The sequence below is a fragment of the Actinokineospora alba genome, assembly GCF_004362515.1.
Taxonomy (GTDB): domain Bacteria; phylum Actinomycetota; class Actinomycetes; order Mycobacteriales; family Pseudonocardiaceae; genus Actinokineospora; species Actinokineospora alba.
On the sequence record NZ_SNXU01000001.1, the window covers coordinates 653,370 to 675,867 of the forward strand.

Here is a 22,498-nt window from a genome sequence, read left to right on the forward strand (position 1 = left end):
CGCGCAGCGCTTTTTAGTCGCTCCCAGCCGGAGGGGCAGCGGGCCATGCGAAGGACCAAGATCGCCGCCATCTCGACCCAACTCCTGCTGCTGTGCGGCCTGGTCCCGGTGGCGGCGGTGACCCTCACCGCGCCCATCGCCTCCGCCGCGCTCCCGACCGGGTTCAGCGAACAAGTGGTGGTCAGCGGCCTGGTGCAGCCCATGGCGGTGGAGTTCAGCCCGGACGGGCGGGTGTTCGTCGCGGAGAAGAGCGGGCTGGTCAAGGTGTTCGACGGCCTGGCCGACACCTCGCCCACGATCTTCGCCGACCTGCGCACCAAGGTGTTCAACCAGCACGACCGCGGCCTGATGAGCCTCGTGCTGTCCCCGACGTTCCCGACCGACCCATCGGTGTACGTGCTCTACGCGCACGACGCCGTCATCGGCGGCACCGCGCCCCGCTGGGGGACGGTCAACGGCACCAACGACGTCTGCCCCAACCCGCCCGGTGAGACCGCCGACGGCTGCGTGATCTCCGGGCGGCTGTCCAAGCTGAACGCGGCCGTGCCCGGCGGCGCCGAGCAGGTGCTGGTCGAGGACTGGTGCCAGCAGTACCCCAGCCACTCCGTCGGCGACCTGGCGTTCGGCCCGGACGGCTTCCTCTATGCCAGCGCGGGCGACGGCGCGAGCTACAACTTCGTCGACTGGGGCCAGGACGGCAACCCGCGCAACCCCTGCGGCGACCCGCCCACCGGCGTCGGCGGCGTGCAGACCGTCCCGACCGCCGAGGGCGGCGCGCTGCGCTCGCAGGACATCCAGACCATGGGCGACCCGTTGGGCCTGGACGGAACGGTCATCCGGATCGACCCCGCCACCGGCCAGGGCGCGCCCGGAAACCCGATGGCGGGCCACGCCGACCCGAACGCGCGCCGGGTCATCGCCAACGGCCTGCGCAACCCGTTCCGGTTCGCGATGCGCCCAGGAACCAGCGAAGTGTGGATCGGCGACGTCGGGTGGAGCACCTGGGAGGAGATCGACCGGATCGCCAACCCGACCGACGGCACCGTCGACAACTTCGGCTGGCCGTGCAAGGAAGGCACCGCGCCCAACGACGGCTACAACAACGGCCTGACGATGTGCACCCGGATCAACAACAACACCGTGCCTACCGTGAATCCCCACTACACCTACCAGCACGGACAACCCGTCGTGAGCGGCGACGGCTGCTCGACCGGCACCGGTTCGTCGATCTCCGGGGCGGCCTTCTACAACGGCGGCGCGTACCCGGACAGCTACGACGGCGCGTACTTCTTCGCCGACTACAGCCGCCGCTGCGTCTGGACGATGCTCGCCGGCGCGGGTGGCGTCCCGAACCCGGCGACGCGCGCGGTGTTCCAGCAGGGCATCTTCCCCGTCGACCTCACAGTCGGGCCCAACGGCGACATGTACTTCGTGGACATCGCGCTGGGCCAGGTGAAGCGGTTCCGGTTCAACGCGGTCAACCAGCCGCCGGTCGCGTCCATCGTGGCGAACCCGAGCCAGGGTCCGCTGCCGCTCACCGTGTCGTTCACCGCGGCGGCCTCGGCCGACCCGGAGGGCGGCCCGCTGACCTACGCCTGGGACCTCGACGACGACGACATCTTCGACGACGCCACCGGCCCGACCACCAGTCGCACCTACACGACGGCGGGCAGCTACGACGCCGCCGTGCGCGTCAGCGACGCGAGCGGCCAGACCGACATCGCCCGCACGGTGGTCGTCGCCGGGTCTACCCCGCCGACCGCGACGATCAACACCCCAGGCACCTCTTTCACCTGGGGCGTAGGGGATCCGATCGCCTTCAGCGGGTCCGCGACCGACGCCGAGGACGGCCCGCTGCCCGCGTCGGCGCTGAGCTGGCGGGTGGTCCTGCAGCACTGCGTCACGATCGACGCCTGCCACGAGCACACCCTGGTCGGCTTCGACGGGGTCGCCTCCGGGCAGTTCGAGGGTCCCGACCACGAATACCCCGCCTACCTCGAGATCCGGATGACCGCGCGCGACAGCACCGGCGTGGAGACCACCGTCAGCAGGCGGCTGGACCCGAAGGTCGCGACGGTCACCGTGGACAGCTCACCGCCGGGCCTGACCGCCACCGTCAGCGGGAAATCGGGCACGACCCCGTTCACCACGCAGGCCATCCTCGGTTCGCAGGTGACGCTGTCGACCGCCGAGCAGCAGACGCTGGGCACCACGACCTACGCCTTCCAGAGCTGGTCCGACGGCGGGCCGCGGGCCCACAACATCACCGCGTCGAACACCACGTACACGGCGACTTTCGCCCCCATCTCGGGCAGCGACCCGACCCTGGTGGCCGCCTACAGCTTCGACGAGGGCGCGGGCACCACCCTGACCGACCGCTCGGGCAACGGCCACACGGGCACGCTCGCCGGGCCGCTCTGGTCGGCGGCGGGCCGCTACGGCGGAGCCCTGTCCTTCGACGGCGTCAACGACCTGGTCACGGTCAACGACACGGCCAAGCTCGACCTGACGACCGGGATGACCCTGCAGGCGTGGGTGCGGCCGACGACCAGCACCGGCTGGCGCACGGCGATGCTCAAGGAACGCCCGGGCGGCCTCACCTACGCGCTGTACCCGGCGGGTTCCAACCAGCCGTCGGGCTACATCTCCAGCGGACCCGACCACGCGGTCAACGGCCCCACCACGCTGCCGACCGCCACCTGGTCGCACCTGGCGATGACCTACGACGGCACGACGATGCGCTTGTACGTCAACGGAACCCAGGTCGCCACCACGGCCAGGAACGTGGCCGCGCTGACGTCGACCTCACCGCTGCGTCTGGGCGGCAACACGGTGTGGGGCGAGTACTTCTCGGGCCTGCTCGACAACGTGCGGATCCACAGCCGGGCCCTGACCGCGGCGGAGATCGCCGCCGACCGCGACATCCCGGTCGCCGGTGACACCGCGCCCCCGACCGCGCCGACCGGCCTGACCGCGCAGGGTTCGCTGGGCACGGCCACCCTGTCGTGGACCGCCGCGACGGACAACGTGGCCGTCACCGGCTACCAGGTCCACCGTTCGACCACCTCGGGCTTCACCCCGAGCGCGGGAACCCTGATCACCACGGTGACCGGCACCGGTCACACCGACCAGGGCCTCGCCGCGGGCACCTACCACTACCGCGTGATCGCCCGCGACGGCGCGGGCAACCTGTCGCCGCCCTCGGCCCAGGCGAGCGCGACGGTCACGGCGGACACCACACCCCCATCGGTGTCGATCAGCACACCGGCCGCGGGATCGGAGCTGGCCGGGATGGTCCAGGTCATGGCGTCGGCAGCGGACTCGGGCGGCGTCGCCGGTGTCCAATTGCGACTGGACGGCCAACCGCTGGGCGCCGAGGACACGGCCGTGCCCTACGGAACCACCTGGGACACCCGCCTCAGCACCAATGGCACGCACACCCTGACCGCCGTCGCACGGGATTCCGCGGGCAACACGGCGACTTCGGCCCCGGTGACCGTGACGGTGTCCAACACCGCCGCACCGCCGGGCGCGCCGGTGGCGTCGTACAACTTCGACGAGGGCAGCGGCACGACACTCAACGACCGCACCGGAAAGGGCCACACCGGCACCCTCGCCGGCCCCCTGTGGTCGGCGGCGGGCAGGTACGGCGGAGCCCTGTCCTTCGACGGCACCAACGACTTGGTGACCATCGCCGACGCGAACGACTTGGACCTCACCTCGGCGATGACGCTGGAAGGCTGGGTGCGCCCCGCCGGGAGCGCCGACTGGCGAACGGTTCTGCTCAAGGAACAGCCAGGCGGCCTGAACTACGCCCTGTACTCGGACAACGCCGCGAGCAGACCGGCCGGGTACATCCGAGTCGGGTCATCCGACCGGGGAGTCACGGGACCGAGCGCGGTGCCGCAGAACGCGTGGACCCACCTGGCCATGACCTACGACGGCACGACGATGCGCTTGTACGTCAACGGAACCCAGGTGAGCACAGCGGCGGTGACCGGCGCGGCCGCCACCTCGACCAGCGCGCTGCGCATCGGCGGAAACGCGGTGTGGGGCGAATACTTCAACGGCCTGATCGACGACGTGCGGGTCTACGGCCGGGTGCTCACCCAGCCTGAGATCAGCACCGACATGAACACCCCGATCGAGTAGGTGATGCGAGCGACCAGGGCGTGTGCGCAGGCGCCACGCCCTAGTCGCGCGGCAGGCCCAGAACCCGCTCCCCGGCGACCGTGAGCAGGATCTGTTCCGTCCCACCCGCGATCGTCAGACACCGCGACAGCAAGAACTCATGGAGTGCCGCCGAGGACCGCTCGTCCACGACCGCCCCGTGTTGTCCGAGGAGGTCCACAGCGGCCTCCGCGACCGCCTGCCGGTGCCGCACGCCGATCAGCTTGCGCACCCCGGACTCCGGGCCCGGCCCCTGCCCGTCGAGCGTGCGCAGCGTCGATCGCAGGTCCACCAGCGACACCGCCGTGCCGTCGGCGACGAGCCCGCCGAGCCGGTCGAGCACCACCGGATCGGTCACCGGACCGAGGGCGGACACCAGCTTCTCCACCGATTCGCCCACCGCCGAACCGCTGCCCATCGCCACCCGCTCATCGGCCAGCGTCGCCCGCGCGAGAGCCCAACCACCGTCCACCGCCCCGACAACACAGTCGTCCGGCACGAAGACGTCATCGAGGAACACCTCGTTGAACATCGATTCCCCGGTGATCTCCCGCAGCGGCCGCAGCGTGATCCCCGGAGCGGTCATGTCGACCAAGAAGTACGTGATCCCCTTGTGCTTGGCCACCTCCGGGTTTGTCCGAGCCAGACAGATCCCCCAGTCCGCCTCCCGCGCCCGCGAAGTCCACACCTTCTGCCCGCTCAGCGACCACCCGCCGTCGACCTTCGTCGCCCGGGTGCGCAGCGCGGCCAGGTCTGAGCCCGCTTCGGGTTCGCTGAACAGCTGGCACCACGCGATCTCGCCACGCAAGGTCGGCCACGCGAAGCGTTCCCGCTGCTCGTCGGTGCCGTGCCGCAGGATGGTCGGCACCGCCCAGGCCCCGATCACCAGGTCCGGCCTGCGCACCCCGGCGGCGGCCAGTTCGGCGTCGATCACCAGTTGTGTGCGGGCCGACGCGCCGAGGCCGAAGGGCTTGGGCCAGTGCGGGACGAGGTAGCCGGTGTCGACGAGGGCGGCCCGCTGCTTCTCGACCGGCAGCGCCGCGATCCGGCGAACCTGCTCGCGAACGTCCTCATCGACACCCACGTCGATCCCGAGCCGCCGACGCGCGCCGCCGACGACCAGCGTGGCCGCTCGCTGCCGCCACCGCGCGGAGCCGCCGAGCAGGCTCCGCAGCGCCGACGCGCGCCGCAGGTAGAGGTGGGCGTCGTGCTCCCAGGTGAAGCCGATACCGCCGAGGACCTGGACGCAGTCCTTCGCGTTGTCGACCGCGGCGTCCAAGGCGATCGCGCCCGCGACGGCCGCGGCCACCGGGTCGTCCGCCCTGGCCGCGTCCCACGCGACGGCGGCGGCCCGCTCGGACCGGCAGAGCATGTGCGCGCACAGGTGTTTCACCGCCTGGAACGAACCGATCGGCTTGCCGAACTGCTCGCGCACCTTGGCGTGGGCGACCGCGGTGTCCAGGCACCACCGCGCGATCCCGGCCGCCTCGGCCGCGCCGAGGGTGACCGCCAGGTCCGCGACCCGCGCCGCCGTGAGACCCGGCAGGGCCGCCTCCGGCCGGATCCCGTCGAGCCGGACCCGGACCAGCGGCCGGGAGAAGTCGAGCGTCTCGACCGGTTCCGTGCGGCCCGCGGTCGGCACCACCCACCACAGCTCACCCGCACCCACCACGAGCTGGTCCGCCGCCGCGACCAGGACCTCGCCGCCCAGGGTCCCGTCCGCCCGCACGGCCACACCGTCCGGACACAGCGCGACCGTGACCGACACCGTGCCGTCGACCAGTCCGGGCAGCAGTTCCTTCGCCTCGGGGGTGCCCGCCTCCGCCAGCAGCAGACCGGCGAGCGCCGAGGTCAGCAAGGGCCCGCCGAACAGCTCGTAGGCGCTCTGCTCGAGCGCGGCCGCCAGGTCCGACACGGACCCGCCCGCGCCGCCGAACTCGGCGGACACGGCCATCCCGAGTACCCCGAGGTCGATCAACTCGCGGGTACAGTGTGGAACGTGTTCACGGACCGACCGATGGGGAGCGACCCGGGCGGCGACCGCCCGAACCGCGTCCTGGATCGCGCGCTGTTCTTCGGTGACCGCGATCGGCACGGGCTGACCTCCTCGTGTCGGAACCACGAGCTACTATAGAACGTGTTTCAGTTTTCGACGGACAGGAATGTTGGATGACCGCCACGAACCGGCCCCGCGCGGCGAATGGTCTGCTCACCGAGGACGAGCCCGGCTCGGCCGCGCAGCGCGACCGCCGCAAGCGGATCCTCGACGCCACCATCGCGCTGGCCTCCAAGGGCGGCTTCGAGGCGGTCCAGATGCGCGCGGTGGCCGAGAAGGCCGACGTGGCACTCGGCACGCTCTACCGCTACTTCCCCTCGAAGATCCACCTGCTGGTCACCGGCCTGGCACGGGAACTCGAACGCGGCCTGGAGCGGCTCGACCGCGCGACCATCCCCGGTGAGACGCCCTACGACCGCGTCCTGCAGGTGCTCGGCCGGGTCACCCGCGCCATGCAGCGCGACCCGCACCTGACCGAGGCGATGACCCGGGCGTTCATGTTCGCCGACGCCTCCGCCGCCGCCGAGGTCGACGCGGTGGGCAGGCTGATGGACCGGATGTTCGCCTACGCCATGCACGACGAGCCGACCGAAGAGGACATGGCGATCGCCAGGGTCATCGCCGACGTGTGGCTGTCCAACCTGGTCGCCTGGGTGACCAGGCGGGCCACCGCGAACGACGTCGCCGACCGCCTCGAACTGACGGTCCGGCTGTTGCTGCGCAAGGATTCCCGCACTTGACCCATTCGGTAGCTGGCCCGCGGAGCCGGGGAGCGGCATGCTGTGCGGCGTGCCTACCGAGAACACCACTCCCGCGTTCGACCTGATCGGCAAGCGCTACGACGAGTCGTTCGTCGAGCGGGACGCGCAGATCGCCGAGACGAACTGGCTGATCGACCGACTGCCGCCCGGCGCCCGCGTGCTGGACCTGGGCTGCGGCAGCGGCCTGCCCACGGCCAAGCAGCTGATCGACGCCGGCTTCGAGGTCGTCGGCGTGGACGAGTCGCAGACGATGCTCGATCTGGCCGAGGAGCAGGCGCCCGGCGGCACCTACCTGCGCGGCGACCTTCGGGAGACAGCGGAGCTGGGCGAGTTCGACGCCGTCGTCGCCTTCTTCGCGCTGCTGATGCTGTCCAAAGCTGACATCGCCAAGACCCTGGCGAACATCCGCGAGCAGCTGCGCGGCCCGAAACTGCTGCTGATCAGCATGGTGCAGGGCGATTTCGACGCGTTCCCGGTGAACTTCCTCGGCGCGCCGACGTCGGTCTCGGCCTACCCGCCCGACCAGCTGCGCGAGGTGGTCACCAACGCAGGCTTCGAGGTGTCACACCTGCACGAGGTCGAAGCCATGGCCGAACCCGGCCGCATCGAGGTCCAGCTCTACCTACGCGCGGCAGCTGTCTGACCTCGCGAGTCGCCCCGCCAGGCAAACGAGTCGCCCCGCCAGGCGAGCGAGTTCAACGTTCAGGCAAGTGAGTTCAACGTTCAGGCAAGTGAGTTCGACCCTTCAGCCGAGCCAGTCCCCCGCCTGGAGGGCACCGCGCAGTCGGGTGAGGGCTCGGTGCTGGGCGACCCGGACGGCCGTCGCGGTCAGCCCGATCGCGGTGGCCGTCTCCTGCGCGGAGAGGCCGACGACCAGCCGCAGCACCAGGATCTCGCGCTGGCGCGGGGCAAGGGTGTCGAGCAGGGAGACCAGCCGGGTGCGCATCTCGCCGCGCAAGGTGAGCTGCTCCGGGCCGAGTCCGACGTCCATGGTCTCGGGCAGTTCGGCCACCGGCTCGGAGCGGTCGCGCCCGGAGCGGCGGTAGAAGTCGGCGACCTTGTGCGAGGCGATCCCATAGACGAACGGCAGGAACGACTCGCAGTTGTCGTGGTAGCGCGGAAGGGCGCCGAGCACGGCCAGCAGGATCTCCTGGGCCACGTCGTCGGCGGAGGAGTACGCGGACCCCGTGCGGCCGATCCGGGCCCGGCAGTAGCGGATGATCGCCGGGTTGATCCAGGCGAACAGCGTTCCGATGGCTTCGCGGTCGCCCTGCAGCGAGGCGGCGACCAACTCGTGGAACGCGGAGCTCTTGAGTCGAGTGAAGATCGCGTCGGTCCCCTGAGACCGCGCGGCGGGAGCGGAAACCGTCGTGTCGTGGTCCGACCCGACCGGCTTGATGGCAGAACTCACATGAGCCCCCAGAGTGTGCGGCGCAAGGTGCGCCGGTGAGATCCGGTGTGGCGCGGGCTCCCCGACTCGCGTCCCCTGTCCCGTCTCGGACCGTCGGATTCGATGGTGACCCTTGACGGAGAGTGATGCTAGCGGGGGAAGTGCTTCGGCACCAGGGTTTCCCCTAGTACTTCTCCGGAGATGTTTTCTCATTCAACCTTCGCCCGGTAAGGGTCCAAGGTCCCGAGACGCAACCTTGCGTGGGTGAACCCGGGAAATCAGTCACGAACGGTGGACGTCCGGTCGACTCTCCGAAGTTGCTGATCCACCGACAGTGGATTCTGTGGGAAACCGCCAGAACGCATCGACGTTCGTCACTGTGTCCACACGGAGGGTAGCGTCGAACGCGGTGACCGGATTTGTCACCGCGTTGACAGTGCCGCCTCCAGGTTTCTAGCGTTGCCTGGGTTGTCCAGTTGGGCAGCGAACCACCCGAAATGGGGATGCACCCGCTATGGACGCCACCCGGCGGCCGATCGTCGTCGTCCTGCACGGCGCCGAACGACCGCCCCGGATGACCACGATCGAGCAGAACGCGACGGTCCGCTACACCACGTCGCACCACCTCGCCGAGGCCCTGCCCGGCGCCGACGTGCTGCTGGTCTGGGACCTTCGCAGCACCGCGCTGGCCCAGGTCTGGCCAGCGGCGAACGGCCTGCGCTGGGTCCACGCGGCCGCCGCGGGCGTGGGCCACCTCGCGATACCCGAGCTGATCAACTCCGAGGTCGCACTGACCAACGCGCGCGGGATCTTCGACGAGCCGGTCGCGGAGTACGTGCTGACCGTCATGCTGGCCTTCGCCAAGGACCTGCCCACCACGATGCGGCTGCAGCAGCGCCGCACCTGGATGAAGCGCGAGACCGAACGCCTCGCCGGGTCGAGCGCGCTGATCATCGGAACCGGCCCGATCGGGCGGGCGATCGGGCGCAAACTCCGAGCCGTCGGGGTGGCGGTGTCCGGCGCGGGCCAGGCGGCCAGGGAGTCCGATCCGGACTTCGACTCGGTCGTCGCGCTCACGGACCTGCGCGCCGCGCTGCCCAAGCACGACCATGTGATCGTCGCCCTGCCGCTTTCGCCCGCCACGACCGGGTTGATCGACGCGCACGCCCTGCGGGCCATGCGGCCGACCGCCAGACTGGTCACCATCGGCCGCCGCGGCCTGATCGTCACCGCGGACCTGCTCGACGCCCTGGATTCCGGGACCATCGCGGGCGCGGCGATCGAGGTGTTCGCCGACGAGCCGCTCTCGCCGTCCTCGCCGCTGTGGGACATGCCCAACGTCCTCATCTCGCCGCACATGTCGGGCGACGTGAAGGGCTGGCGGGACGAGTTGGTCCGGCTCTTCGCCGACAACCTCGATCGCTACATCAGGGAAGAACCGCTGCTCAACGTGGTCGACAAGCGCCTCTACCGTCGGTGACCCGGGCCACAGGGGTCGACTGGAACCACTTGCTACTCTAGAGTAGGTAAGAGGTCCGAACCGATTAGGGAGCAGCATGGCCGGGAAAGAGGGAGTCGGCGCGAAGCCGCCGCGGCGCGACGCCATGGGAACGGCGCTGGCGGTGCTGAACCGTTTGGCGAGCACCGAGGTGCTCGACCGGTTCGGGTTGCGCAAGCCGATGCAGAACACCGTCTACCAGGCCACGAAGACCGGGTTCACCGCCATCGGCGCCGCGAGCCGCACGTTCGTCGCCGCGCAGAAGTCAGGCAAGCCCAAGCGGCTGCCGTCCGCGTCGGCCAAGGGTCTGTTCGACCTGACGCCGACCGAAGAGCAGCAGATGATCCGCGACACCGTCGCCGAGTTCGCCGCCGAGCGGCTGCGCCCGGTCGCCGCGGACGCCGACGCCAAGTGCGAGACCCCGCAGGAGCTGCTGACCCAGACCGCCGAGCTCGGCGTGACCCTGGTCGGCGTGCCCGAGGACCTCGGCGGCGTGGGCAGTGAGCGCTCCGCGGTCACCAACGTGCTGATCGCCGAGGCCATGGCGCACGGCGACATGGGCCTCGCGGTGGCCTGCCTCGCGCCGTCCGCGGTGAGCAACGCGCTCGTGCTGTGGGGCGACGCCGACCAGCAGGCGACCTACCTGCCCGCGTTCGTCGGCGACAACGTGCCCGCCGCCGCCCTGGCCATCCAGGAGCCGCGCGCGCTGTTCGACCCGTTCGCCCTGCAGACCAAGGCGCACCGCACGCCCGGCGGTTTCACCATCACCGGCGTGAAGTCCCTGGTTCCGCGCGCCGCGCAGGCCGAGTTGTTCATCGTCGCCGCCGACCTCGACGGCCGCGGTCCGGCGCTGTTCCTGGTCGAGTCCGGCAACAAGGGTGTGAGCGTCGAGTCCGAGCCCGCCATGGGTCTTCGGGCCGCGTCGCTCGGCAAGCTGCACCTGGACCAGGTCTCGCTGCCCGCCACCGCGCTGATCGCCGAGGGCAAGGGCGACGTCTACGCCGAGTGCGTCCGCCTGGCCCGCATCGGCTGGTGCGCGCTCGCCGTCGGCACCTCGCAGGCCGTGCTCGACTACGTGATCCCCTACGTCAACGACCGCGTCGCGTTCGGTGAGCCGATCAGCCACCGGCAGGGCGTGGCGTTCAAGGTCGCCGACATCGGCATCGAGCTGGAGAGCATGCGCCTGCTCACCTACCGCGCCGCCAGCCGCGCGGAGCAGGGCAAGACCTATGCGCGGGAGGCCGCGCTGGCCCGGAAACTGTGTTCGGACAAGGGAATGATGATCGGCAACGACGGCGTGCAGCTGCTCGGCGGACATGGCTTCGTCAAGGAGCACCCGGTGGAACGGTGGTACCGGGATCTGCGGGTTATCGGTCTGGCCGAGGGCGTCGTCCTCGTCTGAGGGCTCAGGACAACGGGAGAGATTTCAGATGATCAACCTTGAGGTTCCCAAGAAGTTCGAGCAGCTCGTCGACCAGGCACACCAGGCCGCCGCTGAGTTCTTCCGCCCGAACTCGCGCAAGTACGACCACGCGGAGCACACCTATCCCAAGGAACTCGACATGCTCGCCGCGCTCCTCGACGGCCTGTCGGCCTCGGGCGGCGGCGCGGGCGCGAGCGGTGTCCGGGCGGACACGAGCAAGGAGAAGGGCAACCGCAACGGGTCCAACCTGTCGCTGCTGCTCGGCACCATCGAGATGTGCTGGGGCGACGTCGGTCTGCTGCTGACCATGCCGCGGCAGGGTCTGGGCAACGCCGCCATCGCGTCGGTCGCCAACGACGAGCAGTTGGAGCGCTACAAGGGCAAGTGGGCCGCCATGGCCATCACCGAGCCCGACACCGGCTCCGACTCCGGCGCGATCCGCACGACCGCGGTGAAGGACGGCGACTACTACGTCCTCAACGGCGAGAAGATCTTCGTGACCTCCGGCGAACGCGCGGACTGCGTCGTCGTCTGGGCCACTTTGGACCGCTCGCTCGGCAAGGCCGCCATCAAGTCCTTTGTGGTCGACCGCGGCACGCCCGGCTTCGAGCTGGTCCGGTTGGAGCACAAGCTCGGCATCCGCGCCTCGGACACCGCGCACTTCCGCCTGGAGAACGTCAGGGTCCACAAGGACAACCTGCTGGGCAGCCCGGAAGTCAGCGCGGAGCAGGGTTTCGCGGGGGTCATGCAGACCTTCGACAACACCCGTCCGCTGGTCGCCGCCATGGCCGTGGGTGTCGCCCGCGCCGCCCTGGAGGAGACCCGGCGGATCCTTTCCGAAGCGGGCGTGGAGATCGACTACGACCGCCCCGCCAACACCCAGTCCGCCGCGGCGGCGACCTTCCTGCAGCTCGAAGCCGACTGGGAAGCCGCCTACCTGCTGTCGCTGGAAGCGGCGTGGATGGCCGACAACCGCAAGCCCAACTCGCTGCAGGCCAGCATGGCCAAGGCGAAGGCGGGCCGCTCCGGCTCGGACGTCACCCTGCGGTGCGTCGAGCTGGCCGGGTCGATCGGCTACAGCGAGAACTCGCTTCTGGAGAAGTGGGCCCGCGACTCGAAGATCCTCGACATCTTCGAGGGCACCCAGCAGATCCAGCAGCTGATCGTCGCCCGCCGCCTGCTGAACAAGTCGTCGGCCGACCTGAAGTGATGTAGTGCCAACGAAAGCGGCGCCCCTCGAACTCGAGGGGCGCCGCTTTGTCTTGGGTGGCTACAGGTGCGCGGCGCGCATGGCCTGGTCCATCTCGTCGTGCGTGGCCGCGGGACACGGCAGTGGGGTGGGGTTGTTCGCGCGGATACCGTCGAGCAGGACCGCCAGGTACCGCCGCCACAGGTCGGGATTGATCGCCCGCGTCAGCTCCGCCGACGCGGCGACCATGATCAGGAAAGCGCCGATGTCGGAGGCCTCGAAGTCCGGGCGGACCGCGCCCTGCGCCTTCGCGCGGGCGACCAGGGCGTCCACCGCCGGGATGAAGTGCTCGGAGATGCGCTCCACCTGCCCGAAGTCGGCCCGGGTGCAGATCTCGAACAGGCCGCGGTCGGCCGACTGGCGCTCGGCGATCTCGGTGATCAGTCCACACAGGCCTTCCCATGCGTCCGGCTCCGCCGCGGCGGCGTCGATCACCACGGCCAGTTCCTCGACCACGTGGTCGAACACGGCCGTGACCAGGGCTTCCTTGTTGGGAAAGCGCCGGTAGACGGTGCCGACGCCGACGCCCGCGTGTCGGGCCACGTCGTCCAGCGTGACGTTCAGGCCGTGCTCCGCGAAGACCTCGCGCGCGGCTCTGACGACGCGGACGCGGTTGCGTTCGGCGTCGGCGCGCAGGGGCTTGGTGGCGATCGTCACGCTCCCAGCATAACAAATCCGGAGGACGCCTCTCCGCTTCCTTGGTACCGTCGAAACCATAACCGGAGACCGGGTCTCAACTTTCTCCCCAGGGGCATTCATGACTCTCTCGGACACGCGCGCGCCCGAGCCACCGCTGCAGGCCGCGTCCAACAAGCGTTGGCTCATCCTCGCCGTCATCGCGCTCGCCCAGGTCATGGTGGTGCTCGACGCCACCATCGTGAACATCGCGCTGCCGTCGGCGCAGCTCGACCTGAAGTTCACCAACGACCAGCGCCAGTGGCTGATCACCGGCTACGCGCTGAGCTTCGGCAGCCTGCTGCTGATCGGCGGCCGGGTGGCCGACCTGTTCGGCCGCAGGCTGACCTTCCTCGCGGGCGTCGCGGGCTTCGCGCTCGCCTCCGCGGTCGGCGGTGCGGCGGGCAGCTTCGAGATCCTGGTGGCCGCGCGAGTCGGCCAGGGTGTGTTCGCCGCGCTGCTCGCGCCCGCCGCGCTGTCCCTGCTGACCACCACCTTCACCGACCCGAAGGAACGCGCCAAGGCGTTCGGCATCTTCGGCGCCATCGCCGGTGGCGGCGGCGCGATCGGCCTGCTGCTCGGCGGCGTGCTCACCGAGTACCTCGACTGGCGCTGGTGCATGTTCGTCAACCTGATCTTCGCGGGCGCGGCGTTCCTCGGCGGCGTGGCCCTGCTCGACCGCAGCACCGCCGACCACCGGCCCAAGCTCGACCTGTTCGGCGTCGCGACCGCGACCGCGGGCATGTTCGCGCTGGTCTACGGCCTGGCCAACGCCGAGACCGAGTCGTGGAGCCACGGGCTGACGTGGGGTGGCATCTCCACCGGCGTCGTGCTGCTCGCGGTCTTCGCCTGGTGGCAGACGAAGGCGCCGAGCCCGCTGCTGCCGCTGCGGATCCTGCTGCACCGCAACCGCGGCGGGGCGTTCCTGGCGATCTTCATCCTGTGCGCCGGAATGTTCGTGATCTTCCTGTTCCTGACCTACTTCCTGCAGGTCAACCTCCAGTTCGGCCCGGTGAAGTCCGGGGTGTCGTTCCTGCCGATGATCGGCACGCTGATGGTCGCGGCGACCCTGGCGACCACGGTGTTCCTGCCGCGCGTCGGGCCGCGGCCGCTGATCGCGGGCGGCATGCTGATCGCGGGCGCGGGCACCGGTCTGCTGGCCCTGATCGACGAGACCAGCACCTACGCCAGCGGTGTGCTGCCCGGGCTGCTGATCGCGGGCGCGGGCATCGGCCTGACCATGGCCGCGAGCATGAACATCGGCATCCTGGGCGTCGACCCCGACGACTCCGGTGCGGCGTCCGCGGCGATCAACGCCGTGCAGCAGGTGGGTGGCTCGATCGGCACCGCGCTGTTCAGCTCGGTCGCCGCGGGCGCGGTGACCACCGCCATGATGGAGGGCCAGGCCCCGGCGTCGGCCGCCATCGCGGGCTACAGCGCGGCGTTCCTCGGCAGCGCGATCCTCTTCGCGGTCGGTGCCGTTGTGGCCGGTCTGGTGCTGCGACCCGGCGTGCCTGAGGAACTCGGCACCGCCGCCCCCGCGATCCACATGTGACAGCTCCGGTGGCGTGGGCGAACCCGCTCACGCCACCGGGTTGTGGACCGCCAGGAAGTCGTCGAGGTGCTTCCACGTCGTGTCCCGCGCGCCCCGACCGGCGAGCACACCGAGGTGGCCGCCGGGGCAGGCGTGGAACTCGACCTCGGCCGCGTTGTCGAGCACGTCGACCAGATGCCGGACCGCGCGCTCGGGCGCGATGCTGTCGCCCTTGCCCGCGATGATCAGCACCGGGACCTTCACCTCGGCCAGGTTGATCCGCCGTCCGCCCAGGTCGAACGTGCCCTCGGCGAGGTCGTTCGCGCGGAAGAACCGGTGGTAGAGCTGCCCGAAGGTCCGCCCCGGGTAGGCGATCATGTTGTCGGTGAACCGGTCGACCGCCTCGATCTGCGCCAGGAAGTCGGCGTCGTCGAGGTGCGACAGGATCGCGTAGGGCTTGGTGACGACCTTGTCGATCGCCGAGAGCTGGAACGCGCGCTTCACCAGCGCCCGCGGCGCTCCGCCCAGCAGGCGGTAGGCCGGGGTGAGGATCCAGCCCTGGGTGAAGTCGACCAGCGGCTTCATCGGCGCGATCAGCGGGATGGCGGTCACGTCGAAGGGCGCGGCCACGGTCGAGATCGACGCGATCGGCAGGCCCGGCTGGTCGGCGGCGGTGAGCAGCGACATGATCCCGCCGAGGCACCAGGCCACCACGTGCACCGGCCGGTCGCCCGCGTCCCGGCTGACCGCGCGGATCGTGTGCGGCAGCACGTCGTCGATCCAGTGCTCCAGTCCCAGCGAGCGGTCGGCGAAGCTGACGGTGCCGAAGTCGACCAGGTAGGTCGAGCGGCCTTGGGCGACCATGTGCTCGGCGAGGCTGCAGCCCCGGCGCAGGTCGAAGCACAGCGACGGCGCGGCCAGCGGCGGCACGAACAGCACCGGGTCGCCGGACGCGGGAAGGTTTCCCTCGGCGAACCGGTACACCGACCGCATCCGGCCCTTGTCGATCAGAGTCCGCGGCATCGGCCGAAGATCGGCGATCCCCCCGCGCGCGACCTTCGCGCCCACATTCTCAACCGCCGCCGCCACCCACTCGGTCACGCCCACCGCGCCCACCTCCACCCCAAGTCTGCCCGCCCCGCGAGTCGCCCGCCCAGGCAAACGAGTCGCCCCTTCAGGCAAGTGAATTCAACATCGGGACAACGAATCCCGACTTCGCCTGGTTACGAAGGTGAGACCCATGTCCCAGCCGGTGTCGAACTCGGTTGCCGGAAGGGGCGACTCGTTTGCCGGACGGGGCGACTCGCGTTACTTGAGGCCTAGTTCGCGGGCGATGAGCATGCGCTGGACCTCGCTGGTGCCCTCGCCGATCTCGAGGATCTTGGCGTCGCGGTAGAAGCGGCCGACGGGGAACTCGTTCATGAAGCCGTAGCCGCCGAAGATCTGGGTGGCGTCGCGGGCGTTGTCCATCGCGGCGTTGGAGGCGTGCAGCTTGGCGATGGCCGCCTCCTTCTTGAACGGCTCGCCGCGCAGCATCTTCGCCGCCGCCGCGTAGTAGGCCAGGCGGGCGGTGTGGGCGCGCAGCTCCATGTCGGCGAGCTTGAACTGGATCGCCTGGTACTCGCCGATCTTGCGCCCGAACGCCTCGCGCTCGCCGACGTACCGCAGCGACTCGTCGATGCACCCCTGCGCCAGACCGACCGACAGGGCGGCGATCGCGACCCGGCCCTCGTCCAGTGTGGACAGGAACTGGGCGTACCCGCGGCCCTGCTCGCCGAGGAGGTTCTCCTTCGGCACGCGGACGTCGGCGAAGGCCAGCTCGCGGGTGTCGGAGGCGTTCCAGCCGACCTTCGAGTACTTCTTCGACACGGTGAACCCGGGCGTGCCCGACGGCACGATGATCGCCGAGATCTCCTTGCGGCCGTTGTCCTTCACACCGGTGACGGCGGTGACCGTGACCAGGCCGGTGATGTCGGTGCCGGAGTTGGTGATGAACGCCTTGGAGCCGTTGATGACCCACTCGTCGCCGTCGAGGCGCGCGGTCGTGCGGGTCGCGCCCGCGTCGGAGCCGCCGCCGGGCTCGGTGAGGCCGAACGCGCCGAGCTGCTCGGCGTTGGTCAGCTTCGGCAGCCAGGTCTGCTTCTGCTCCTCGGTGCCGTACCGGTAGAGCGGCATCGCGCCCAGCGAGACACCGGCCTCCAGCGTGATCGCGACCGACGAGTCGACCCGGGCCAGCTCCTCCAGGGCGATGCACAGGGCGAAGTAGTCCCCGCCCATGCCGCCGTACTCCTCGGAGATCGGCAGGCCGAACAGGCCCATGTGGCCCATCTTGGCGACGATCTCGTAGGGGAATTCCTCGCGCTCGTAGAAGTCCCCGATGACGGGAGCGACCTCCTCACGCGCGAACTCTTGGACGGTCTTGCGGAGCGCCTCGTGCTCCTCGCCCAGCGTGAAGTTGATCATGACTGGTCCTCCGTTGGGGTCACCACGGTGAGAATCTGGTTCAGCGCGACCTGTTGGCCGGCATGGACGTTCAGTTCGGAGACGACACCGTCGACCTTGGCCGTGATGGTGTGCTCCATCTTCATCGCCTCGACGACGAGCAGCGGCTGCCCCGCGGTCACGTGGTCGCCCACGGCGACCTTGACCACCAGGACCGTGCCCGGCATCGGGCTGGTCACCGGTCCGCCCGCGGCGGCCGACGATCCGGCGCCCTCGAGCATCGAGTGCTCCGCGACGGCCCACGCCTGGCCACCGGCCGCGAGCCAGAGGACGTCGCCGTCCTGGGCCCGGGTGTAGCGCAGGTTGTGGCCGCCGTAGGTGACCCGCAGTTCACCGTCCACACGCGACACGGAGGCTTTGACGGGGTCGCCGTCGTCGATCGTCACGGTCGCGGCCGACGGACTGCCCGAGAGCTTCACTCTCACGTCCCGGTCGCCGCAGGTCAGGCGCAGTGGGACCACCGCGGCCCGGCCGAGGCGCCAGCCGTTGGGGACCGACCACGGGTCGATCACCTCGCCCGCGGGCTGCATGGTGAGCAGCTCGTCGAGCGCGGCGGCGGCGAAGACCTCGTCAGGCACCGGCTCCGCGCGGGTCAGCGCGTCGAGCTTGCGTTCGACGAGCTGGGTGTCGAGCCTGCCCGCGCGCACGTCCTCATCGGCCAGCAGCGCGCGCAGGAAGGCGATGTTCGTGCCGACGCCGAGCACCACCGTGTCGGCCAGGGCGTCGGACAGCCGGATCAGCGCCTGCTCGCGGTCCTCGCCCCAGGTGATGACCTTGGCCAGCATCGGGTCGTAGTCCGAGCCGACGACAGAACCGGCCAGCAGCCCGGAGTCCAGCCGCGCCCAGTCCTCAGTGGACTGCGACAGGCCCAGTACGCGGCCACCGGTCGGCAGGAAGCCGGTCGATGGGTCCTCGGCGTACACCCGGGCCTCGACCGAGTGCCCGCGAAGCTCCACATCGGACTGCTTGAGCGACAGCGGCTCCCCCGCGGCCACCCGCACCTGCTGCTCGACGAGGTCGAGTCCGGTGACCTGCTCGGTGACCGGGTGCTCGACCTGCAGCCGGGTGTTCATCTCCATGAAGAAGAACTCGTCGGGCCGGTCGGCGGAGACGATGAACTCCACCGTGCCCGCGCCCGTGTAGCCCACGGACTTGGCCGCGTCGACCGCCGCCGTGCCCATCCGCTCCCGCGTCACCGCGTCGAGCAGCGGCGATGGCGCCTCTTCGATGATCTTCTGGTGGCGGCGCTGCAGGCTGCACTCGCGCTCGCCGAGGTGGATCACGTTGCCGTGCGCGTCGGCGAGGACCTGGATCTCGATGTGCCGCGGCCGCTGGACGAACCGCTCGATCAGCAGCGTCTCGTCGCCGAACGAGCCACGCGCCTCGCGCCGCGCGGACTCGATCGCGGAACGCAGTCCCTCCGGCTCGGTGACCAGGCGCATGCCCTTGCCGCCACCACCCGCGGACGGCTTGAGCAGCACCGGGAAACCGATCTCGGTCGCGGCGGACACGAGGTCGTCGTCGGACATCCCCGGCTCGGTGCGACCGGGGACCACCGGCACGCCCGCGGCGATAACCGTCAGCTTGGCGCGGATCTTGTCGCCCATGGCGTCGATCGCCGAGGCGGGCGGGCCGATGAAGACCAGCCCCGCTTCGGCGCAGGCGCGCGCGAACTCGACGTTCTCGGCGAGGAACCCGTAGCCGGGGTGCACCGCCTCGGCGCCGGTCTCGCGAGCCGCCGCGATGATGTTCGGGATGGACAGGTAGCTCTCGCGCGCGGCGGCAGGGCCGATGCGGACGGCCACGTCGGCCTCCCGGACATGCCGGGCGCCCGCGTCGGCGTCGCTGTAGACCGCGACCGACCGGATGCGCATCCGGCGGAGCGTGTCGATGACGCGGCAGGCGATCTCGCCGCGGTTGGCGATCAGAACGCTGGTGAACATCGCACTCACATCCGGAAGACGCCGTAGCCGACAGGGTTCAACGGTGCGTTGGCCGCCGCGGAGAGCGCGAGGCCGAGCACCTGGCGGGTGTCCGCCGGGTCGATCACACCGTCGTCCCACAGCCGGGCCGTGGAGTAATAGGGGTTGCCCTGCTCCTCGTACTGCTGCCGGATCGGCTCCTTGAACGCGTCCTCGTCCTCGGCGGACCACTCGTCGCCGCGCGCCTCGATCTGGTCGCGGCGGACGGTGGACAACACGGACGCGGCCTGCTCGCCGCCCATGACCGAGATGCGCGCGTTGGGCCACATCCAGAGGAAGCGCGGTGAATAAGCACGGCCGCACATCGAGTAGTTGCCCGCGCCGAACGAGCCGCCGACGACGACCGTGAATTTCGGTACGCGCGCGCACGCGGTCGCCATGACCATCTTCGCGCCGTGCTTGGCGATGCCGCCGGCCTCGTAGTCGCGCCCGACCATGAAGCCGGTGATGTTCTGCAGGTAGAGCAACGGGATGCTGCGCTTGTCGCACAGCTCGATGAAGTGCGCGCCCTTCATGGCCGACTCGCTGAACAGCACGCCGTTGTTGGCCACGATGCCGACCGGGTGGCCGTGGATCCGGGCGAACCCGGTGACCAGGGTCGAGCCGTACTCCTTCTTGAACTCGCGGAACCGGCTGCCGTCCACGATGCGGGCGATCACCTCGCGCACGTCGTACGGCGTGCGCGAGTCGGTCGGGACGACGCCGTACAGGGTGGCCGGGTCGACGGCGGGCTCCTCGACCGGCGCGACGTCCCACGGGCGTGGGGCGCGCGGGCCGAGCGTGCTGACGATGGAGCGGACGATCCGCAGCGCGTGGGCGTCGTCGTCGGCCAGATGGTCGGTGACGCCCGAGGTGCGCGAGTGCACGTCGCCGCCGCCGAGGTCCTCAGCGGTGACGACCTCACCGGTCGCGGCCTTCACCAGCGGCGGGCCGCCGAGGAAGATCGTGCCCTGGTTGCGCACGATCACGGCCTCGTCGCTCATCGCGGGGACGTACGCGCCGCCCGCGGTGCAGGAGCCGAGGACCGCGGCGATCTGCGGGATGCCCTGGGCGGACATGGTGGCCTGGTTGTAGAAGATCCGGCCGAAGTGGTCGCGGTCGGGGAAGACGTCGTCCTGCTTGGGCAGGAACGCGCCGCCGGAGTCGACCAGGTAGACGCACGGCAGGTTGTTCTGCAGCGCGACTTCCTGCGCGCGCAGGTGCTTCTTGACCGTCATCGGGTAGTAGGTGCCGCCCTTGACGGTGGCGTCGTTGGTGACGATCACGCACTCGCGTCCGGACACCCGGCCGACGCCGGTGATGACACCCGCGGCCGGGGCGTCGTCGCCGTACATCCCGGTGGCGGCCAGCGGGGAGAGTTCCAGAAAGGGAGACCCGGGGTCGACCAGGGAGTCGACCCGGTCGCGCGGGAGGAGCTTGCCCCGCTCGACGTGGCGCGTACGGGCCTTCTCGGGTCCGCCGAGCGCCGCCGTGCCGAGGCGTTCGCGCAGGTCGTCGACGAGCACCCGGTGCTCTTTGACGTTGCGCTGGAATGCCTCGTCGGCGGGATCGGCGTCGCTGCGCAGGACGGGCGCGTCCATCTCAGGTCCTCGCGATCGCAGGTTAGTCACCGTTAACTATGTGACCAATGTTAGCGCTCGCTAACGTCCACGTCCACCTACGACGAAGGCCACCCCCTACCGGAGGTGGCCTTCAGCGGGTCGAATCCGGGAATCAGCCGGTCACAGCGCGCACGGCGGCGTAGTAGCCACCGCTCTGACCAGCCACGTTCGGGTGATAAGACTCCTCGACCGGCCAGGCCCAGCTGTTGATCCAGCGGGTCCCGGACGCGCAGATCTCATGCCCGGCGAAGGCGGTGCGGCCGTCGACGAAGGTGAAGCCCCTGGCCGCCGCGCGACCCCGGGTGACATCGGCCAGCACGTCGGCCGACTGGTTGATCGCGGAGCGCTTGGTCTCGCTCAGACCCGCGTAGCAGTAGCCGGGGACCTTGTACATGCGCGGATAGCCGACGACGAGCACGCGCGCGTTGGGCGCCCGGGTGCGGATCTGGGAGTAGACCTGGTCCAGCTTGGGCGGCAGCTGGGTGCGGGCGTAGTTCTGCGCCTCCTGGTTGCGCTGCACGCAGGTCGAGTCGGAACCGAAGTTGCAGTCGGTCATGACACTGGCGAAGCCCGCGTCGTTGCCGCCGATGGAGATGGTGACCAGGGCGGTGTCGGCGGTGACCGCGCCGATCTGGTTGGCCAGGACGTCGCCGGTGCGCGCACCGGAGCAGGCGACGAAGGAGAAGGCGGACGGGGAGTGGGAGTTGGCCCAGAGCTGGGGATACGCGTTCGAACTGCGCTTGCACGAACCGCTCGTGCCGTAGCTGCCCGCGCCCAACCCGGAGGAGTAGGAGTCGCCGAGCGCCACGTACTTGCCGGTCGCGGCCGAAGCGGGCACCGCGAAGCCGGCCATGGATAACAGGGTGAGCAGGGTGATCACTAGGGACCTGGAGACACGCATGCCTAACCTCCGCCGTTGGAGGGGATTCCCGACAAGGTCATGACTACCAGCGACCAACCGCGTACGGAACTGCTCGGTAACTTATTAAGGGTTGCCAGTTTCCCAACGGATCCTGAACCCCTGTGGTTAGCGGTCGCTAACCACTCTGCAATACGATGACTCCGTGTCCCCAGCAGCCGAGCCAGCGAAAACAGGCCCCAGCCGCCGTGAGCAGATCCTCGCCGCCGCGGCGGAACTGTTCGCCAGGCACGGTTTTCACGGCGTCGGCATCGACGACATCGGCTCCGCCGTCGGCATCTCCGGGCCCGCGCTCTACCGGCACTTCCGGTCGAAGGACGCGATGCTCGGCGAGATGCTCACCTCGATCTCGGAAGTGCTGCTCGACGGCGGCCTCGCCCGGATCAGCTCCGCGGCGGGGGCACAGGAGGCGCTGGGCGATCTCGTGCGGTTCCACGTCGACTTCGCGTTGGACAACCCGTCGCTGATCACGGTGCAGGAGCGCAACCTCGGCAACCTGACCGACCCCGACCGGCGCAAGGTCCGCGCCCTGCAGCGCCGCTACGTCGAGGCCTGGGTCGAGGTCATCCGCGACGCCGGCCCCGCCGTCCCCGAACCCACCGCCCGCGCCGCCGCGCACGCGGTGTTCGGCCTGATCAACTCCACCCCGCACAGCAGGCACCTCGACCGTGACCAGATGGCCGACCTGCTGACCGCGATGGCCCTCACCGCCCTGATCCACACACCCGTCTCCTGACC

At 70.2% G+C, this 22,498-nt stretch carries 16 protein-coding genes; 8 read left to right on the plus strand and 8 right to left on the minus strand.

Translation table 11 applies throughout. From position 1 onward, the window contains the following. The first annotated feature begins 45 nt into the window (after positions 1-45). Positions 46-4,152 carry a LamG-like jellyroll fold domain-containing protein gene (locus C8E96_RS03010; protein ID WP_091381759.1) on the plus strand — a complete coding sequence of 1,369 codons (4,107 nt, stop codon included), beginning with the start codon at positions 46-48 and terminating at the stop codon, positions 4,150-4,152. A gap of 40 nt (positions 4,153-4,192) precedes the next feature. On the opposite strand, the gene C8E96_RS03015 is transcribed toward C8E96_RS03010, so the two are convergent. Then, positions 4,193-6,265, minus strand: coding sequence for an acyl-CoA dehydrogenase (locus tag C8E96_RS03015; protein WP_091381757.1), 2,073 nt, complete (start codon positions 6,263-6,265; stop codon positions 4,193-4,195). Positions 6,266-6,339: 74 nt separating this feature from the next. Here C8E96_RS03015 and kstR point away from each other — a divergent pair, with 74 nt between their 5' ends. Further along, entirely contained in the window at positions 6,340-6,966 is a 627-nt protein-coding gene (kstR, locus tag C8E96_RS03020) for a cholesterol catabolism transcriptional regulator KstR (RefSeq protein WP_091381755.1), read from the plus strand. Between the two features lie 49 nt (positions 6,967-7,015). Then, entirely contained in the window at positions 7,016-7,630 is a 615-nt protein-coding gene (locus tag C8E96_RS03025; protein ID WP_228770173.1) for a class I SAM-dependent DNA methyltransferase, read from the plus strand. A gap of 102 nt (positions 7,631-7,732) precedes the next feature. Here the strand turns inward: C8E96_RS03025 and shbA are convergent, their stop codons facing one another. Next, positions 7,733-8,398 carry an RNA polymerase sigma factor ShbA gene (shbA, locus tag C8E96_RS03030; protein ID WP_267463803.1) on the minus strand — a complete coding sequence of 222 codons (666 nt, stop codon included), beginning with the start codon at positions 8,396-8,398 and terminating at the stop codon, positions 7,733-7,735. 493 nt (positions 8,399-8,891) lie between these two features. On the opposite strand from shbA, the gene C8E96_RS03035 reads away from it, so the two are divergent. The 3 genes from C8E96_RS03035 to C8E96_RS03045 all read left to right on the plus strand — a co-directional run bounded on the left by C8E96_RS03035 (position 8,892) and on the right by C8E96_RS03045 (position 12,508). Beyond that, entirely contained in the window at positions 8,892-9,857 is a 966-nt protein-coding gene (locus C8E96_RS03035; protein WP_091381750.1) for a D-2-hydroxyacid dehydrogenase, read from the plus strand. Between the two features lie 124 nt (positions 9,858-9,981). Then, positions 9,982-11,277 (plus strand): acyl-CoA dehydrogenase family protein, encoded by a 1,296-nt coding sequence (locus tag C8E96_RS03040; RefSeq protein WP_091382029.1) that lies wholly within the window; start codon positions 9,982-9,984, stop codon positions 11,275-11,277. 28 nt (positions 11,278-11,305) lie between these two features. Next, positions 11,306-12,508 carry an acyl-CoA dehydrogenase family protein gene (locus C8E96_RS03045; RefSeq protein WP_091381749.1) on the plus strand — a complete coding sequence of 401 codons (1,203 nt, stop codon included), beginning with the start codon at positions 11,306-11,308 and terminating at the stop codon, positions 12,506-12,508. A gap of 60 nt (positions 12,509-12,568) precedes the next feature. Here the strand turns inward: C8E96_RS03045 and C8E96_RS03050 are convergent, their stop codons facing one another. Continuing rightward, a complete protein-coding gene (locus C8E96_RS03050) occupies positions 12,569-13,204 on the minus strand; it encodes a TetR/AcrR family transcriptional regulator (protein ID WP_228770172.1) in 636 nt (211 codons plus the stop codon). 100 nt (positions 13,205-13,304) lie between these two features. Here C8E96_RS03050 and C8E96_RS03055 point away from each other — a divergent pair, with 100 nt between their 5' ends. After that, positions 13,305-14,777 carry an MFS transporter gene (locus C8E96_RS03055; protein WP_091381745.1) on the plus strand — a complete coding sequence of 491 codons (1,473 nt, stop codon included), beginning with the start codon at positions 13,305-13,307 and terminating at the stop codon, positions 14,775-14,777. 27 nt (positions 14,778-14,804) lie between these two features. Here the strand turns inward: C8E96_RS03055 and C8E96_RS03060 are convergent, their stop codons facing one another. The 5 genes from C8E96_RS03060 to C8E96_RS03080 all read right to left on the minus strand — a co-directional run bounded on the left by C8E96_RS03060 (position 14,805) and on the right by C8E96_RS03080 (position 21,742). Beyond that, complete coding sequence (locus C8E96_RS03060) at positions 14,805-15,863, minus strand: alpha/beta fold hydrolase (RefSeq protein WP_091382027.1); 1,059 nt, start codon at positions 15,861-15,863, stop codon at positions 14,805-14,807. A 201-nt stretch (positions 15,864-16,064) separates the two neighbouring features. Further along, positions 16,065-17,219, minus strand: a complete 1,155-nt coding sequence (locus C8E96_RS03065) for an acyl-CoA dehydrogenase family protein (protein WP_091381744.1) — start codon at positions 17,217-17,219, stop codon at positions 16,065-16,067. Continuing rightward, positions 17,216-19,201, minus strand: coding sequence for an acetyl-CoA carboxylase biotin carboxylase subunit (locus C8E96_RS03070; protein WP_091382025.1), 1,986 nt, complete (start codon positions 19,199-19,201; stop codon positions 17,216-17,218). The genes C8E96_RS03065 and C8E96_RS03070 overlap by 4 nt, the downstream gene beginning before the upstream one ends. A gap of 5 nt (positions 19,202-19,206) precedes the next feature. Further along, entirely contained in the window at positions 19,207-20,820 is a 1,614-nt protein-coding gene (locus tag C8E96_RS03075) for a carboxyl transferase domain-containing protein (RefSeq protein ID WP_091381742.1), read from the minus strand. A gap of 133 nt (positions 20,821-20,953) precedes the next feature. After that, complete coding sequence (locus tag C8E96_RS03080; protein WP_091381740.1) at positions 20,954-21,742, minus strand: SGNH/GDSL hydrolase family protein; 789 nt, start codon at positions 21,740-21,742, stop codon at positions 20,954-20,956. 163 nt (positions 21,743-21,905) lie between these two features. Here C8E96_RS03080 and C8E96_RS03085 point away from each other — a divergent pair, with 163 nt between their 5' ends. Further along, positions 21,906-22,496 (plus strand): SACE_7040 family transcriptional regulator, encoded by a 591-nt coding sequence (locus C8E96_RS03085; protein WP_091381738.1) that lies wholly within the window; start codon positions 21,906-21,908, stop codon positions 22,494-22,496. The last annotated feature ends 2 nt before the right edge of the window (positions 22,497-22,498 follow it).